Source organism: Jejuia spongiicola, assembly GCF_023502325.1.
Taxonomy (GTDB): Bacteria; Bacteroidota; Bacteroidia; order Flavobacteriales; family Flavobacteriaceae; genus Wocania_A; species Wocania_A spongiicola.
Genome location: NZ_JAMFLZ010000010.1, coordinates 63,181 through 80,004, shown reverse-complemented (window position 1 = coordinate 80,004; position 16,824 = coordinate 63,181). Strand labels below are relative to the sequence as shown.

Sequence of the window (16,824 nt, the reverse complement as noted above, 5' to 3'; positions counted from 1 at the left end):
TTCATATATATGTAAATAAGTTAAAAATAATTATAAATTGTAACCAATAAGTTGTTTGTTGTTTTAATAATGAAACTATAATAGCATTTTTGTGTCATTAATTAGAATATAAAAGATTAAAGATAAAGATTATGTGTGGAATTGTATGTGCGTTCGATTTAAAACAAAAAGCTGAAGATTTAAGACCTCAAATATTAGAAATGTCTAAAACTATCCGTCATAGAGGACCAGATTGGAGTGGTATTTATAGCAATGATAAAGCTATCTTAGCACATGAGCGTTTAGCAATTGTAGATCCAGCTTCTGGGAAACAACCTTTGTTTAGTGAGGATAAAAAGTTAATACTTGCTGCTAATGGTGAAATTTATAACCATAGAGATTTACGTAAGCAGTTTGAAGGTAAATATAAGTTTCAAACAGAAAGCGATTGTGAAGTGATTTTAGCATTGTATAGAGAAAAAGGAGTTGATTTTATAGATGAAATGAATGGCATTTTTGGCTTTGCTATTTATGATACTGAAAAAGATGAATACTTTGTAGCAAGAGACCATATGGGAATTATTCCATTATATATTGGTTGGGATCAAAACGGAACATTTTATGTAGCTTCAGAATTAAAAGCCTTAGAAGGTGTATGTACTAAGATTGAGTTGTTTCCTCCAGGACATTATATGAGTAGTAAAGATGGTGAGTTTGTAAAATGGTATAATAGAGAGTGGGCAGAGTATGAAGCAGTTAAAGATAATGAAACAAGTATTAAAGAAATAAAAGAGGCTTTAGAAGCAGCAGTACACAGACAATTAATGAGCGATGTGCCATACGGTGTTTTGTTATCTGGAGGATTGGATTCGTCTGTTACATCTGCTATAGCAAAAAAATATGCAGAGAAAAGAATAGAATCAGATGATGAACAGGCTGCATGGTGGCCACAATTGCATTCATTTTCTGTAGGCTTGGAAGGATCGCCAGATTTGGCAGCAGCTCAAAAAGTAGCAGATCATATAGGAACAGTTCATCACGAAATAAAATTCACTATTCAAGAAGGTTTAGATGCCATAAGAGATGTAATCTATAACTTGGAAACATACGATATTACAACTATTAGAGCTTCAACGCCTATGTATTTAATGGCACGTGTTATTAAATCTATGGGGATTAAAATGGTATTGTCAGGAGAAGGTGCTGACGAATTATTTGGTGGATATTTATATTTTCATAAAGCGCCAAATGCTCAAGAGTTTCATGAAGAAACTGTTCGAAAATTAAGCAAATTACATATGTACGATTGCTTGCGTGCAAACAAAAGTCTAGCAGCTTGGGGAATTGAAGGACGTGTGCCGTTTTTAGATAAAGAATTTATGGATGTAGCTATGCGAATCAACCCTCAAGACAAAATGATTAATGGAGAGCGTATGGAAAAATGGGTAGTTCGTAAAGCGTTTGAAGACATGTTACCAGAGAGCGTTGCCTGGAGGCAAAAAGAACAATTTAGTGATGGCGTTGGCTATAGCTGGATTGATACTCTTAAAGATGTTGTTGAAGAAGCTGTAAGCGATGAGCAAATTAAAAATGCACATTTTAGATTTCCAATTCAGACACCGCAAAACAAAGAGGAGTTTTATTACCGTTCAATTTTCGAAGAGCATTTTCCTAGCGATGCGGCAGCTTTATGTGTGCCACAAGAGCCAAGTGTAGCTTGTAGTACCAAAATAGCTCTAGAATGGGATGAAGCTTTTAAAAACATGAACGACCCATCTGGTAGAGCGGTTGCAAAGGTACACGATGATGCTTATTAAAAGCATATAAGTGAATATTTGAGTTAGTCGAGACCAGCATTTTTTGTTGGTCTTTTTTTTATAAACACTATATTTATAAAGTGAATTTAAAATTAAAAATACGGCCACACCAGCTTCAGTTAAAACACCCGTTTACAACATCAAGATATACAGTTAATATTCAAAAAACAGCTATTATCTCTATATCTGATGGCACCTATGTGGGCTATGGAGAAGCAACTACTAATCCTTATTATGAAAGTACTATAGAAAAAATTGAAAAGTCTATTAGCATAGTTAAAACAATTGTTGAAAGAGGATTTGGTTTAGATCCTAGAAAACTTTGGAAGCAATTAGAACCACGCTTAAAAGATGATTATTTTACATTATGTGCAATTGATTGTGCCTATTGGGATTTATATGCGAAACAAAATAATAAACCCTTACGAAGTTTCTGGAGTAAGTTAAATGATAATACACCACTGACAAATTATACTATAGGTATTGATAGTATTTCAAAAATGAAGGCTAAAATAATTGAAATACCTTGGCCAATTTATAAAATTAAACTTGGCACTTCTGAAGACGTAAAAATTATTAAAGCATTGAGAAATGTTACAGATGCAGTTTTTAGAATTGATGCGAATTGCGCTTGGACCATAGAAGAAACTTTATATAATGCTAAAGAACTAAAGTTATTAGGCGTTGAGTTTATAGAACAGCCATTAAAAGCTAATAATTGGGAAGACATGAAAGTGCTTAAAAGTAAAAGTGTGTTACCTATTGTTGCAGACGAGAGCTGTCAAAGACTTGAAGATGTAAAACTATGCATTGAATCATTTCATGGAATCAACATTAAGCTAATGAAATGTGGAGGTATAACACCAGCTTTAGAAATGATAAAAAAAGCAAAAGAGAATAATTTGCTAATTATGGCAGGATGTATGACAGAGTCTACAATTGGTATTTCTAATCTGGTGCAATTAGCTCCCCTTTTAGATTATATTGATGCAGATGGTGCTATATTATTAAAAAAAGATATTGCAAAAGGCGTTAGTTTTGATAATGGAAGAATTATATTTTCTAATGAAAATGGATCGGGAACTTCTTTGATTTAATTTAACAAAATTAGCCGCTTTTTTTAACTAATTTTAAAAATCTTAAACTATAAAATAAAGCGTTAGAGCTTTGTTCTCTTAAAAGTAAAAATTAATCACCAAAAAAATAGTTGAAATCAATTTTAAGGCTATTTTAAGACGATTTAAGGCGCTTTCAAGTAATTAACAAATGTTGATAATTTTATTTATGAGCAGATAAAATGCTTCCTAAAGGAGTGAAAATTTCGTATATTTGTTTGTATTCAAAAGGATGCTATGTGGCATCTTTTTTTGCATAATATAATCAAGAAAAAAGATCATAAATAATATAAAATATGAGCGAACAAAAAGAAGAGTTTAACAAGCACAATTATTCAGCAGATAGTATTCAAGCTTTAGAAGGTATGGAGCATGTGCGTATGCGTCCATCAATGTATATTGGTGATGTAGGTACAAGAGGATTACATCACTTAGTATATGAAGTTGTAGATAACTCAATTGATGAAGCTTTAGCAGGGCATTGTGATAATATCACAGTAACTATAAACGAAGATAATTCTATTACTACAGAAGATGATGGCCGTGGTATTCCTGTTGGTTTGCATAAAAAGGAAGGTGTTTCAGCACTAGAAGTTGTAATGACTAAAATTGGAGCAGGAGGTAAGTTCGATAAAGATTCGTATAAAGTATCAGGTGGTTTACACGGTGTAGGTGTTAGTTGTGTTAATGCGCTTTCAGAAAGCTTAAAAGCCACTGTCTATAGAGAGGGTAAAGTTTATGAGCAAGAGTATGAGCGTGGTAAGGCTATGTACCCAGTTAAGCAAACTGGTGATACTGATAAAAGAGGAACAACAGTTACTTTTAAACCTGATTCTACAATTTTTACACAAACTTTAGAATACAGTTATGACACACTTGCAAGTAGATTACGTGAATTAGCTTATTTAAATAAAGGAATTACAGTTCATTTAGTTGATAAAAGACATAAAAAGGAAGATGGTGAATTTGAAGGTGAAACATTTCATTCTAAAGAAGGATTAAAAGAATTTATCCAATATTTAGATGCAACTCGTGAGCCTTTAATGAAAGACGTTATTGCTTTTGAAGGTGAAAAAAATGGAGTTCCTGTTGAGGTAGCTATGATTTATAACACTTCTTATGCTGAAAATTTACATTCATATGTAAACAATATTAATACTCATGAAGGAGGAACGCATTTATCAGGTTTCCGTCGTGGATTAACTCATACGCTTAAAAAGTTTGCAGATGGTTCAGGTATGTTAGACAAATTAAAGTTTGATATCGCTGGTGACGATTTCCGTGAAGGCTTAACAGCTATTATTTCGGTAAAAGTCCAAGAACCACAATTTGAAGGCCAAACTAAAACTAAATTAGGGAATAGAGAGGTTTCTGCATCTGTAAGTCAGGCAGTATCTGAAATGTTGACCGATTATTTAGAAGAACATCCAGATGACGCTAAAACCATTGTTCAAAAAGTAATTTTGGCAGCACAGGCACGTCATGCAGCACAAAAAGCACGTGAAATGGTACAGCGTAAAACAGTAATGAGTATTGGAGGGCTTCCAGGAAAATTATCTGATTGTTCTGAGCAAGATCCTGCAAAATGTGAAGTGTTTTTAGTTGAGGGAGATTCGGCAGGTGGAACCGCAAAGCAAGGTCGTGATAGAGCCTTTCAAGCTATTTTACCACTTCGTGGAAAAATATTGAATGTTGAAAAAGCAATGCAACATAAAGTGTTTGAAAACGAAGAAATCAAAAATATTTTTACAGCTTTAGGTGTAACTATAGGTACAGAAGAAGATAGTAAAGCCTTAAACCTTTCAAAATTACGTTACCACAAGGTAGTAATCATGTGTGATGCCGATATTGATGGTAGTCACATTGCAACATTAATTTTAACCTTCTTTTTTAGATATATGAAGGAGTTGATTGAAAATGGACATATATATATTGCAACACCACCATTATACTTAGTAAAGCGTGGTGCTAAAAAGCGTTATGCTTGGTCTGATAATGAGCGCGATGAAATTGTTTCTGAATTTGGAGATGGTTCAAAAATACAACGATATAAAGGTTTGGGAGAGATGAATGCAGAACAACTTTGGGATACAACTATGAATCCAGAGTTTAGAACAATGCGTTTAGTGCAAATAGATAATGGAACTGAGGCAGATAGAATTTTCTCAATGTTAATGGGAGATGAAGTGCCGCCTCGTAGAGACTTTATTGAAAAGAATGCCATTTATGCTAATATTGATGCGTAAATAGCCATAAAAGTTAATCTTAATTTAACCCTGATATTTAGTATGTCAGGGTTATTTTTTTATTAATAATACCGATTAAGTGTAAATTTTTATCGATTAAATGTTGTTTTTTGAAATATTTTATTACATTTGTTATAACCAAATTTATTAAAATGAAAAAGATAACCCTATTTATGTTGCTATGTTTGGCAACTCAATTTTCAAAAGCTCAAGAGTTAGAAAGTATTCTATTAGCTGCTAGAGAAGATGCAAACAAATTAACTAAAGCATACATTAGTCCAGCTATGACTGGTTTAATATATGGAATGAATAGTGGTTGGTATCATACAGCTAAGGTTCATAAAAAACTTGGGTTTGATATCACTATTGGCTTTAATGCATCTGTAGTCCCTGGTAAAGATGAGGTATTCAATTTCGCAAATTTAGGATTAACTAATATTACGTCTACATCCGCTACTAGCCCAACCGTGGCTGGATCTGGATCTGGAGCTATGATGCTTGTAGGAACAGAAGTTCAAGGACAAGCTGTAACCGCTTCATTTGAAATGCCTTCTGGTATTCAAGGAGATTTGCCATTAAGTGCAATTCCTACACCTGCAATTCAAGTTGGTTTAGGGTTACCTTATAAATTTGATGTAATGCTAAGATTGGTTCCAGAAGTTGGAAGTGATGATGTAAAAGGAAAATTATTTGGAGTTGGACTTAAAAAAGAAATTACAAGCATTTTTGGGCCATTAGATAAGTTGCCTTTACATGTATCTATATTGGCTGCTTATACTACAATGGATGTTAATTATGTTATAGATACAAATGTGATTCCAGGTAATAACCAGCATGCTGAGTTTAAATTGAATTCTATTACTGCACAAGCCATAGCTTCTTTAAATTTTCCTATTATCAATGTTTATGGAGGTATAGGTTATAGCGGTGGTAATTCAGATTTGAAAATGTTAGGTACTTATGATTTGCAATATACCCCTGTTGCTTCTGGACCAACAATTACAGAAACTGTTACAGATCCTATTAATTTGGATTTTAAAGCAAGTGGGTTTAAGGCAACTCTTGGTGCGAGATTGAGCCTAGGTTTCTTTAAAATATTTGGAGATTATACCATTCAAGAATACAATACACTATCTGCAGGAATTGCATTTAGTTTCAGATAATATTGTTTTAATTTTAGTTTTAGTTAGTTGAATTTAAAGTGCAGGATTTAATCTTGCACTTTTTTCATTTAAAGCATTTTAATTCATACTTTTGCTAACCAAAATTTATAGTTGTAAAACAAACAAAAGTCATGTTTTAAGTTAATAAAAAACGTGAATTTTGATTAGAATTTATTACTTATCACAAATCATTTAAAAAAAATAAACTTATGAAAGTTACAGTAGTTGGAGCAGGAGCAGTAGGTGCTAGTTGTGCAGAGTATATTGCTATTAAAAATTTCGCTTCAGAAGTTGTTTTGTTAGACATTAAAGAAGGTTATGCCGAAGGTAAAGCTATGGATTTAATGCAGTGCGCATCTTTAAACGGATTTGACACTAAAATTACAGGTATTACAAATGATTATAGCAAAACGGCAGGTAGTGATATTTGTGTAATTACTTCAGGAATTCCACGCAAGCCAGGAATGACTCGTGAGGAATTAATTGGTATTAATGCTGGTATTGTAAAATCGGTATCATCAAGTTTAATTGAGCATTCTCCAAATACCATTATAATTGTTGTGAGTAATCCAATGGATACCATGACTTATTTAGTTCATAAAACTACAAATTTAGCAAAAAACAGAATTATTGGAATGGGAGGCGCTTTAGATTCTGCCCGTTTTAAATACAGATTAGCTGAAGCTTTAGGCGCTCCAATTAGTGACATAGATGGTATGGTAATTGGCGGACATAGTGATAAAGGTATGGTGCCATTAACATCGCAAGCTGCAAGGAATAGTGTAAAAGTATCTGAGTTTTTAAGTGAAGATCGATTAAATCAAGTAAAGGAAGATACTAAGGTTGGTGGAGCTACACTTACTAAATTATTAGGTACTTCTGCTTGGTATGCACCAGGAGCAGCAGTTTCAGGGTTAGTACAAGCTATTGCTTGCGACCAAAAGAAAATGTTTCCATGTTCAACATTATTAGAAGGCGAATATGGTTTAAATGATTTATGTATTGGTGTACCAGTAATATTAGGTAGAAACGGTATCGAGAAAATAGTTGACGTTCCGTTGAGTGATGCTGAAAAAACACATATGCAAGAAAGCGCAGAAGGGGTTAAGAAAACTAACGGACTACTTGAGTTGTAAGATTCAATAATACAAAATAGATTTTTATTATAAAGACTGTAGAAATACAGTCTTTATTTTTTATATTTGGCGCATGAAAGCAAAATGGTACATAAGTACTTTAATTATTATTCTTTCCCTATTTGGTGTTGTTTGTCAGCAGCAAATTGCCGTACCAAATCAAGAAATTGTTTTACAGTTTACTAATACTTCTATAACATCAGAAGACACCCAAAAGACTATTGCTATTGTGAAAAAGCAATTGCAAGACATAGGTGTTAGTAACATAGAAGTAAATGAAACAGAAAACGGAAAACTAACAATTACCTATTATAGCGATGCCGATGTTGCGAGTATTAAGGAAATTTTTTCAAAGGAAAAAATAGGACTAGTTTCTGCTTTTATAAACCAGGACGAAGAACCTTCAAAACTTCCTTTTGATGAAAACACAATCTCTTACAACCTTGATGTCTATGAAATTCAAAATGGAAGTGATACGGAATGGGATTTAAATGGTATTTCTGTTGTCAAGCTAAAACCTGAAAGTAATAGGCTTGCCAAACCTAATACACATGCCTTTTTTAATACTTTAGAAATTAATGAAAGCATTGTAAAAGTTACTTATAAAACATATTATAATATTGCAATAGCAATAGATAAAACTTCACGCAAAATACCTGAGGTCAGAGCAGGACCATTAGTTTAGTCAATTCAAGTAAGTTAGCTTTTATTATCAACCTGTGCTGAACTTGTTTCAGTATCAAAAAGCTATAAAAATTTTAACCATAAAAATAGTCAAATCATGCAGTAAATTTTATATTTGCTCGCTTTTAAAAAATTTGACACAAAAAACACAAAATGCAAAATAAAGGATTAGTAAAATTATTTGCTTTGTTATTCGGTTTGGTAAGTATTTATCAGTTATCGTTTACATTTAAGGCAAACCAAATAGAGAGCAATGCTCAAGAAATTGCTATAAATAAAATAGCAGATACTGAAGAAGGCTACAGAGCCTTAAGAAGTATTGAAGAAGCAAATTATTTAGAGTCAATAGCTACTGATACCGTTTTTAATATAGGTATTGCAAAGTTCACTTATAACGAAGTGAAGCAAAAAGCTATGAATCTAGGTTTAGATTTAAAAGGAGGTATTAATGTTATATTACAAGTATCGGTTAAAGATATTTTAAAAGGATTAGCAAATAATACTAAAGACCCTGTTTTTAATCAAGCGCTAGATAATGCTGCTAAAATTCAAAAAAACAGTCAAAACACATATTTAGAAGATTTCTTCGTGGCATTTGATGCTATTAAAGGTGATACCAAATTAGCATCTCCAGATATATTTTATACCAAAGCATTAGATGGTGAAATTGACGGAAGCATGAGTGATGATGAGGTTAAAGGCATCATAGAAACAAAAATTGATGAATCTATTGTATCTGCTTTTGAAGTTTTACGTAAACGTATTGATGAATTTGGAGTAACTTCACCAAACATTCAGCGTTTAGGAACATCTGGTCGTATTTTAGTAGAATTACCAGGTGTTAAAGATGTTGAGCGTGCTACAGGATTATTACAAAGTACAGCACAATTAGAATTTTGGGATACTTATAAAGGCGAACAGTTTTTTCCATTTTTAGTGCAAGCTAATGATGTTTTAAAAGATATTGTTAAAGTTGATGAGGCCCCTGAAAAAGCTGAATCTCAAGATGAAGAAAATGCTGAAGATTCACAAATTGATGCACTTTTAGGTGAAGCAGAGACCGATTCAACTACAGTTGCAACAGTAAATCCGTTATTCGATTTAATTAAAGGTCAAGGTTACCAAGGCGGTCCAGTAATAGCACGTTTTGAATTAAAAGATAAAGAAACTGTTTTTAACTATTTAAGTTTACCACAAGTTAGAGCTTTATTGCCTGCGGAACAGCGTTATGCGAAATTTGCTTTTGGTAAACCAGATAAAGATAGTGAACTTATAGATTTATACGCTTTAGTAGGAAATAGGGATAATATTCCTCAATTGAGTGGAGCGGTAGTTACAGATGCACGTAACCAATTTGGACCAACAGGAAAATCTGAAGTATCTATGCAGATGAATGCTAAAGGTGCTAAGGTATGGGAAGAAATGACTGGAGAGGCCTTTAATCAAGGTAGTAATATAGCAATTGTATTAGATGATATTGTGTATTCTGCTCCAGGAGTTACAACAGGTCCAATTGCAGGAGGAAGCTCTTCAATCTCAGGAGATTTTACATTAAACGAAGCTATAGATTTAGCGAATGTTTTAAGAGCTGGTAAATTACCAGCATCAGCAGATATTATTCAAAGTGAAGTGGTAGGGCCTTCATTAGGTCAAGAAGCTATCGATAGTGGTACGATGTCGTTTATGATAGCTTTGGCTTTAGTATTAATATGGATGATTTTCTATTACGGAAAAGCTGGTGGATTTGCGGACTTAGCCATGATATTAAATATCTTGTTAATCTTTGGTATATTATCAGGTTTAGGAGCTGTATTAACATTGCCAGGTATAGCCGGTATTGTTTTAACTATAGGTATGTCGGTCGATGCTAACGTACTTATTTTCGAGCGTATTCGAGAAGAATTAGTTAAAGGGAAAGGTCAAAAAGAAGCTATTCAAGACGGATTTAGTAATGCACTATCATCTATTTTAGATGCTAATATTACTACAGGCTTAACAGCATTAATATTATTCATTTTTGGAACAGGACCTATTAAAGGTTTTGCTACAACTTTATTAATAGGTATTGGTACGTCATTATTTACAGCAATCTTCATAACAAGATTATTGGTAGATTGGTATGTAAACAAAGGAGGTAAGTTAGATTTCTCTACGGCACTTACTAAAAAATTATTTAGAAATATAAGTATCGAATTTTTAAAGAAACGTAAAGTGGCTTATACTATTTCTGGAGTTTTTATTTTATTAAGCTTAGGGTCATTATTTACAAATAGTTTAGATCAAGGAGTCGATTTTGTTGGAGGTAGAACTTACCAAGTCCGTTTTGCTCAAGATGTTAGTGCTTCAGAAATTACATCGACATTATCAGATGTTTTTGGTAGTGCAGATGCTAAAACTTTTGGAGATGCTAATCAATTGAAAATCACAACAAAATATAAAGTAAATGAAACAGGTGCTGAAGTTGATGAAGAATTAAGAAAATCATTATACACTGCATTAGTGCCACATTTAGACGGAGTCTCTTATGAAGATTTTATTAGCGACGCCGATACAAAAACTGTAGGTTTAATGAAGTACTACAAAGTAAGTCCTACCATTGCCGATGATATTAAGCAAGCATCATTCTGGGCTATTTTAGGGTCATTAATTGTAGTATTCCTTTATATTTTAATGCGTTTTAAAAGATGGCAATACTCGCTTGGTGCAGTAGCAGCGGTTTTCCATGATGTATTAATTGTATTAGGTGTATTCTCATTAACGTATAAGTTTATGCCATTCAGTATGGAAATAGATCAAGCATTTATAGCCGCAATACTAACCGTTATTGGTTATTCGTTAAATGATACGGTGGTAGTATTCGATAGAATTCGTGAGTTCTTTAATGAACATACTTCTTGGGAATTTAATAAAGTTGTTAATGTTTCATTAAGTAGTACACTAAGTAGAACACTAAATACATCATTAACAACGTTAGTAGTATTATTAGCTATCTTCATTTTTGGTGGAGATTCAATTAGAGGCTTTATGTTTGCCTTAATTGTAGGTGTAATAGTAGGTACGTATTCGTCTCTATTTATTGCAACACCAATAATGTATGATACAGTAAATAAATTGGAAGGAAAAAAGAAGAAAGACTAACTCAAATTTTTTTCTTTAATTGGAAAGCCTATCATGTATTTGATAGGCTTTTTTATTGAAAACATGTTATTTATAATAAGTAACTTATTTGTTTCTTAACTGAAAAAGAATATCCATAATCTCAATATCTGGAGCTTCAATAATTTCGTAAGCTTCAGGAATACTTTTTGCTAAATCAGACTCTCGATATGCATTAAGTGATTCTTGAGAATCCCAAATGTATATTCCACCATATTGATCAGGCTGACCAGTTTTTACATAGTATTTTTGTAAAAGCCCTGGGATCGCTTCGAACTGAGGTTGTCGTTCCTTTGCCCTAATTAAAAGTTCTTTTTCTGGAAGAGAGGATTTTAATTTAATAATCTGTAAAATCATATGGTTTGGTTTTAATGTTCTATATCAGCTTCAAAACGAATTTGGAAATTTTTTCTAATAAAGTCAAGCTTTACCAAAATACTGAACATTTGTATTTTTTATATGTCTTCTACAAAAAAGATAGCATTGTTATTCAAATCGTAAAATCCAAATTCATTTGTACCCCAATCGGTTTTAAGTCGTAATTTATTTTTGTTTACTGTACCGCGTTTTACAAATTCATCAAAAAGAGGCTGAATGTTTTTTACAAATATTTTAATAACAGATCCACCAAGTAATGGGTCATCATCAGTGTTAGCATGCCATTGTAAATGAATATAAAGCTTATCCCGTTTTAAAACTGCATACATACTATCCTTATGTACTAAAGTAAAACCAACGTTATCAATATACCAAGTTACATCTCTATCAATATGAGATGATGGTAATACGGGTGAGATATTTAATAAGTCTGTATTCATTTAGTGTAACCTATGCTATCACCTACTGAAAGTTTCCAAGTATCAACTAAACCTGCATTAACCTCTAAAACATATTTTGCAGGTGAATTTGACGGTAATGAATTTTCATCAAAAGGTTTTGCGTTTTTTTGAAAACTAACAATAGTTTTGCTATCATTAATAAAAATTAAATCTAACGGAATTTTTGTGTTCTTCATATAAAAAGAACGTTCGCTAACATCATCAAAAACAAACAACATGCCTTGGTTGTTTTTCATAGAATTTCTATACATCAAACCTGTTTGGGTTTCATATTCAGTATCAGCAATTTCTATATCTATAACTACTTTTGTTGAATCTGTAGTTGTTTTATAAAGCGTTAGCTCACCTTCTTTAGTAAAAGGAACTTCAGTTTGTTTTATAACTTTTTTATCTTCTTTACAAGATAATATACTTGCCGAAATTAATAATATAAGAAGTAATTTAGAATACTTAAAAAGCATTTTATTTAGTATTAGTTTTTGGTTTGTAAATAAACATAAAATATAAACCTATAAGTATAAACGGAATACTTAACCATTGTCCGGTATTTAACACCCATTCTGCTCGTTCCTTATTTTGAGGTTCTTTTACAAACTCTACAAAAAAGCGAACAGTCCAAAGTAAAATTAAAAACAAACCAAATAAAAACCCAGTCTGGTCTCTTTTTGGTGTTTTTAAATAGAAATACCATAAAATTAAAAATACAAAAATATAACAAAACGATTCGTATAATTGAGCTGGGTGCCTGTACGGTACTTCATTTAACAATTCAGCAAACTGTGGGTTATCTGTAACTGCATTATATGCTTTTTGTACATCTTTAATACCGGTTAATTGTGTTATGTCTCTTCTTTGATTTGGACCGCCATAATAATCTTGAATAAAGCGTACACCTAATGAAAAATCTTTAGATTCGACTACTCTTCCAATAATTTCAGAATTTATAAAGTTTCCAATCCTAATAAAAACGGCACCAGAAGCAACAGAAATAACTACACGATCTAAAATCCAAAGTAATGATTTGTAGTTGTATTTTTTTCGATATAAGTACATCCCTATAATAATACCAATAGCAGCACCATGGCTTGCTAATCCCTGAAAACCTGTAAATTCAAAGCCGCCTTTAAATTTAAAAGGGAGAAAAATACTGAAAAAGTCTTGAGTTATTAATTCAGATTGATAAAATAAAACATGCCCCAAACGTGCCCCAAGCATGGTGGCGAAAACGGTATAAATAAATAAGGGGTCTAAATAGGATAGTGATACTTTTTCTTTAGTAAAAATACGTTTCATAATGTACCAACCAGTTACAAAAGCAACAACCCACATTAAGCTGTAAAAATGAAGCTTAAAATTACCAACTATATCAATTCCTGTTATAGGGTTCCAATCAAATTTTAAAAGATGCATATGCTTATGTTTTAAAGCGTAAATATAAGGTTTGCTATACGTTTTGAGTGATTATTTAACAATTTCTAAAATTTCAACTTCAAATATAATATTAGATTTGGGCGGAATACCTCGGTTTCCTGCTTCGCCATAAGCCAAATGATAAGGAATAAATAAAGTCGCTTGATCTCCAACATTGAGTTGTTGTAAACCTTCTTTAAAACCAGAAATCATTCTTGCATTCGGACTTAAATTAGCTGTTAGTGGTTGGTATTGATCTGCTAATTTGCGTTTTTCGTTTACAGCATCTAGCGCTTCAGCAATTTTTAAACTACTTGTTTCTAGTAATTTACCGTTTTCAAAATAAACAGCGTAATCTGTTAAAACTTTATGAGTTTCTTTTAATTTTTCCCCATTGCCTTTCTTTGTTATAGTATATTGTAAGCCTGATGGTAATGTAATTGCTTTTTCTTGTTGCTTATTAAATTTTTCTTTTGATGCTTTTATAATAGCTTCGGCTTTAGCTTTTTTCTCTTTTTCTAAACGATCGACCTCTGCAAAATGGTTAATAAAAATTTTAGGCGCATCAAATTTTTTAGCTTCTTTTCCTTTTCTAATAATATTTAATTCATCTATTACAACAGCTTCTATAGGCTTATTTCTAGAATCAACTTTAACTTTTGATATTGTATCAAGAATATCTGCACCTAAAACTAATTCGCCAAAAACACTATGTCTATTATCTAAATGTGGTTTCGGAACTTCGGTTATAAAAAACTGACTTCCGTTTGAGTTTGGGCCAGGGTTTGCCATTGATAAAATACCTAGCGTATCATGCTTTAAATCGGGATGAAATTCGTCATTAAATTTATAACCTGGACTCCCAGCTCCAGTGCCTAATGGGTCTCCACCTTGAATCATGAATTTATCCATAACACGATGAAAAATAAGACCATTGTAAAATTTCTTTTCTCTATATAAACTATCTACCATGGTATTAGTACCTTCTGCCAACGATACAAAGTTTGCTACTGTAATTGGAGCTTTTTTATAATTTAATTTGGCTACCATAACACCTTTTGTGGTTACAAATTCAGCATACATTCCGTCTTCAAGATTTGGGTATTGTGCCTTGCAAGATGTTAAGCTTATTAAAAAAGCTAAACTTAAAATTTTTATAATTCGCATAATTAATTTAATTGGATTGATTTTGGGTAATAGAATTTATAGTTACTTCGCAGATTAGAGGTGTATTTGAACCTATTTTATTCTGGTCGCCATAATAGCCATAAGCTTTTAGAGAAGGAAATAGAAAAGTAACTGTCTCTCCTGTTTTCATAAGTTTTAACCCTTCTCGCAAACCTGTGAATAATTCTTCTTGATCCATGGCATAGGTTTGTGTTTTAATATCTTCTTTTGAATAGATTAAAGCACCATCTAGGTTTTTTATGTTGTAGTTGTAGTTTATAATATCTCCAAAAATTGGGGTTTTTAAAGTGTCGATATCTGCTCTAGTATTATAAAAATACCAAAAGCCACTATCTGAAGCGATATAATCGTTCTCCTTTTTTTGAGCCATAAGTTTTTGAATACTTGCCTGCTCTTTAGCATTCAATTTTTTATTACGTTCAACAGAAGCATCAATAAAAGAACCTGTTTTTACAGAAATAGGTTTTCTGGCTTCAGGAGTTTTACAGCTAAATAATAAAAGAAGTGCAAATACTATGGTTAATTGTTTAGTCATCATTCAGGGCTTTATTATAACTAGGCAATATACTAATAAATTTTTCGACTGCGTCTTTCAAAGACAACTCACTTCTTCCACCAGCAGCATTGGTGTGCCCTCCACCATTAAAATGAGCACGAGAAAACTCGTTTACAGAAAAGTTACCTTTTGATCGTAACGAAATTTTTATAATACCTTCTTGCTTGTCTTCAATAAAAATAGCAGCTAAAATAATATTTTCTAATGATAAGCCATAATTTACAACACCTTCGGTATCCCCTTTTTTATAATTGAAAGTATTAAGTTCCTCTTGTGAAAGTGTTATATAAGATGCTCTTGATTCTGGTATTACTTTTAAATTACTTAAGGCACGGCCTAATAACTGTAACCTTTCATAACTATTTGTATCATAAACATTATTATGAATTTGAGTATTATCTGCACCTTTTTCAATAAGTTTAGCTATAATTTGATGTGTTTTACTTGTAGTTGAAGGAAACCTGAAAGAGCCAGTATCTGTCATAATACCAACATATAAACATGTTGCAATATTAGAATCGATAATATCTGCATCTCCTAACATATCTATAAAATGATAAATCATTTCTGCAGTAGAACTCATATTCACATCCGAGAACATATAAGTTGCATAATCATCTGGTGTTTGATGATGGTCTATCATTATTTTAATAGCAGAACTTTCCGCTAAAACGGTTTCCATATTCCCAGTTCTATGGAAAGCATTAAAATCTAAAGTGAAAATAATATCAGCAGTTTCAATTAAATTTTCACATGTTTCAGTTTGAGAATCGTGTTTTAAAATAGTTTCATTACCAGGTATCCATTTTAAAAAAGTTGGATAATCATTAGGTACCATAACTGTAACATTATGGTTGTGTTTTAATAAATAATGATATAATCCTAAAGTAGATCCAATTGCATCTCCATCAGGGTTTTTATGCGGCACTATTACTATCTTTTTTTGTGTAGCTAATAATTGTTTTATATTCTTGATGTCTTCTTTCGTCATAGGTAGCGAATATACAATTTTTTTAAAACTGGATTGCCTTGTTTTTATCTAGAAATACATTACTTTTGCTGCCAATAAAAAATAATCAAATGGCAACAAATAGAACATTTACTATGCTTAAGCCAGATGCTGTTGAAAAAGGACACATTGGCGCAATATTAGAAAAAATTTCAGCTTCAGGGTTTAGAATTGTAGCGATGAAATTAACACAAATGACAAAAGCTGACGCTCAAGCATTTTATGCAATACATAACGAACGCCCATTTTTTGGTGAGTTAGTAGAATACATGACCCGTGGACCAATTGTAGCGGCTATTTTAGAAAAGGATAATGCAGTTGAAGATTTTAGAACATTAATAGGGGCTACAAATCCTGCTGATGCAGCTGAAGGAACTATACGTAAACTTTATGCGGCTTCTATTGGGGAAAACGCAGTACACGGAAGTGATAGCGATGATAACGCTGCTATTGAAGGTGCTTTCCATTTTTCAGGTAGAGAGATGTTTTAATTAGCATTTAAAAAAATATATTAAAAAATCCCGCA

At 32.2% G+C, this 16,824-nt stretch carries 15 protein-coding genes; 8 read left to right on the top strand and 7 right to left on the bottom strand.

Annotated features, from left to right (window positions below; translation table 11 throughout):
• Window positions 1–131: 131 nt before the first annotated feature.
• The 7 genes from asnB to secDF all read left to right on the top strand — a co-directional run bounded on the left by asnB (window position 132) and on the right by secDF (window position 11,278).
• On the top strand, window positions 132–1,796 hold the full coding sequence (gene asnB / locus M3P09_RS16640; protein WP_249973979.1) for an asparagine synthase B: 1,665 nt from the start codon (window positions 132–134) through the stop codon (window positions 1,794–1,796).
• An 80-nt stretch (window positions 1,797–1,876) separates the two neighbouring features.
• Window positions 1,877–2,893 carry a dipeptide epimerase gene (locus M3P09_RS16635; protein ID WP_249973978.1) on the top strand — a complete coding sequence of 339 codons (1,017 nt, stop codon included), beginning with the start codon at window positions 1,877–1,879 and terminating at the stop codon, window positions 2,891–2,893.
• Window positions 2,894–3,207: 314 nt separating this feature from the next.
• A complete protein-coding gene (gyrB, locus tag M3P09_RS16630; RefSeq protein WP_099563892.1) occupies window positions 3,208–5,157 on the top strand; it encodes a DNA topoisomerase (ATP-hydrolyzing) subunit B in 1,950 nt (649 codons plus the stop codon).
• A 152-nt stretch (window positions 5,158–5,309) separates the two neighbouring features.
• Window positions 5,310–6,320 (top strand): DUF6588 family protein, encoded by a 1,011-nt coding sequence (locus tag M3P09_RS16625; RefSeq protein WP_099563893.1) that lies wholly within the window; start codon window positions 5,310–5,312, stop codon window positions 6,318–6,320.
• Window positions 6,321–6,529: 209 nt separating this feature from the next.
• Window positions 6,530–7,456: a malate dehydrogenase gene (locus M3P09_RS16620; protein WP_249973977.1), complete on the top strand. Its 927-nt coding sequence runs from the start codon at window positions 6,530–6,532 to the stop codon at window positions 7,454–7,456.
• A 73-nt stretch (window positions 7,457–7,529) separates the two neighbouring features.
• Window positions 7,530–8,141: a hypothetical protein gene (locus M3P09_RS16615; RefSeq protein ID WP_249973976.1), complete on the top strand. Its 612-nt coding sequence runs from the start codon at window positions 7,530–7,532 to the stop codon at window positions 8,139–8,141.
• A gap of 152 nt (window positions 8,142–8,293) precedes the next feature.
• Entirely contained in the window at window positions 8,294–11,278 is a 2,985-nt protein-coding gene (gene secDF / locus M3P09_RS16610; RefSeq protein ID WP_249973975.1) for a protein translocase subunit SecDF, read from the top strand.
• 84 nt (window positions 11,279–11,362) lie between these two features.
• Here secDF and M3P09_RS16605 read toward each other — a convergent pair whose 3' ends face one another.
• The 7 genes from M3P09_RS16605 to M3P09_RS16575 form a co-directional block, all read right to left on the bottom strand.
• Complete coding sequence (locus M3P09_RS16605; RefSeq protein ID WP_249973974.1) at window positions 11,363–11,653, bottom strand: YdhR family protein; 291 nt, start codon at window positions 11,651–11,653, stop codon at window positions 11,363–11,365.
• A gap of 98 nt (window positions 11,654–11,751) precedes the next feature.
• Window positions 11,752–12,114, bottom strand: coding sequence for a VOC family protein (locus tag M3P09_RS16600; RefSeq protein ID WP_099563898.1), 363 nt, complete (start codon window positions 12,112–12,114; stop codon window positions 11,752–11,754).
• The gene (locus tag M3P09_RS16595) at window positions 12,111–12,596 is read right to left on the bottom strand and encodes a DUF192 domain-containing protein (protein ID WP_249973973.1); all 486 of its coding nucleotides are present in this window, start codon (window positions 12,594–12,596) and stop codon (window positions 12,111–12,113) included. Before M3P09_RS16595 ends, M3P09_RS16600 begins: the two co-directional genes overlap by 4 nt.
• A gap of 1 nt (window position 12,597) precedes the next feature.
• Window positions 12,598–13,545 carry a prolipoprotein diacylglyceryl transferase gene (gene lgt, locus M3P09_RS16590; RefSeq protein WP_249973972.1) on the bottom strand — a complete coding sequence of 316 codons (948 nt, stop codon included), beginning with the start codon at window positions 13,543–13,545 and terminating at the stop codon, window positions 12,598–12,600.
• A gap of 51 nt (window positions 13,546–13,596) precedes the next feature.
• The gene (locus M3P09_RS16585) at window positions 13,597–14,712 is read right to left on the bottom strand and encodes a peptidylprolyl isomerase (RefSeq protein WP_249973971.1); all 1,116 of its coding nucleotides are present in this window, start codon (window positions 14,710–14,712) and stop codon (window positions 13,597–13,599) included.
• Between the two features lie 7 nt (window positions 14,713–14,719).
• Complete coding sequence (gldI, locus tag M3P09_RS16580; protein WP_347709817.1) at window positions 14,720–15,271, bottom strand: gliding motility-associated peptidyl-prolyl isomerase GldI; 552 nt, start codon at window positions 15,269–15,271, stop codon at window positions 14,720–14,722.
• Window positions 15,261–16,280, bottom strand: coding sequence for a DHH family phosphoesterase (locus M3P09_RS16575; RefSeq protein ID WP_249973970.1), 1,020 nt, complete (start codon window positions 16,278–16,280; stop codon window positions 15,261–15,263). Before M3P09_RS16575 ends, gldI begins: the two co-directional genes overlap by 11 nt.
• Before the next feature lie 89 nt (window positions 16,281–16,369).
• Here M3P09_RS16575 and M3P09_RS16570 point away from each other — a divergent pair, with 89 nt between their 5' ends.
• Complete coding sequence (locus M3P09_RS16570) at window positions 16,370–16,789, top strand: nucleoside-diphosphate kinase (protein ID WP_099563904.1); 420 nt, start codon at window positions 16,370–16,372, stop codon at window positions 16,787–16,789.
• Window positions 16,790–16,824: the final 35 nt, after the last annotated feature.

Excerpts from the sequence above, each read along its gene's own strand:
- M3P09_RS16575 (WP_249973970.1), bottom strand. The coding sequence starts at position 16,280 with ATGACGAAAGAAGACATCAAGAATATAAAACAATTATTAGCTACACAA.
- M3P09_RS16595 (WP_249973973.1), bottom strand. The coding sequence starts at position 12,596 with ATGCTTTTTAAGTATTCTAAATTACTTCTTATATTATTAATTTCGGCA.
- gldI (WP_347709817.1), bottom strand. The coding sequence starts at position 15,271 with ATGATGACTAAACAATTAACCATAGTATTTGCACTTCTTTTATTATTT.
- M3P09_RS16615 (WP_249973976.1), top strand. The coding sequence starts at position 7,530 with ATGAAAGCAAAATGGTACATAAGTACTTTAATTATTATTCTTTCCCTA.
- M3P09_RS16585 (WP_249973971.1), bottom strand. The coding sequence starts at position 14,712 with ATGCGAATTATAAAAATTTTAAGTTTAGCTTTTTTAATAAGCTTAACA.
- asnB (WP_249973979.1), top strand. The coding sequence starts at position 132 with ATGTGTGGAATTGTATGTGCGTTCGATTTAAAACAAAAAGCTGAAGAT.
- lgt (WP_249973972.1), bottom strand. The coding sequence starts at position 13,545 with ATGCATCTTTTAAAATTTGATTGGAACCCTATAACAGGAATTGATATA.
- M3P09_RS16570 (WP_099563904.1), top strand. The coding sequence starts at position 16,370 with ATGGCAACAAATAGAACATTTACTATGCTTAAGCCAGATGCTGTTGAA.
- M3P09_RS16620 (WP_249973977.1), top strand. The coding sequence starts at position 6,530 with ATGAAAGTTACAGTAGTTGGAGCAGGAGCAGTAGGTGCTAGTTGTGCA.
- M3P09_RS16625 (WP_099563893.1), top strand. The coding sequence starts at position 5,310 with ATGAAAAAGATAACCCTATTTATGTTGCTATGTTTGGCAACTCAATTT.
- gyrB (WP_099563892.1), top strand. The coding sequence starts at position 3,208 with ATGAGCGAACAAAAAGAAGAGTTTAACAAGCACAATTATTCAGCAGAT.
- M3P09_RS16605 (WP_249973974.1), bottom strand. The coding sequence starts at position 11,653 with ATGATTTTACAGATTATTAAATTAAAATCCTCTCTTCCAGAAAAAGAA.
- M3P09_RS16600 (WP_099563898.1), bottom strand. The coding sequence starts at position 12,114 with ATGAATACAGACTTATTAAATATCTCACCCGTATTACCATCATCTCAT.
- secDF (WP_249973975.1), top strand. The coding sequence starts at position 8,294 with ATGCAAAATAAAGGATTAGTAAAATTATTTGCTTTGTTATTCGGTTTG.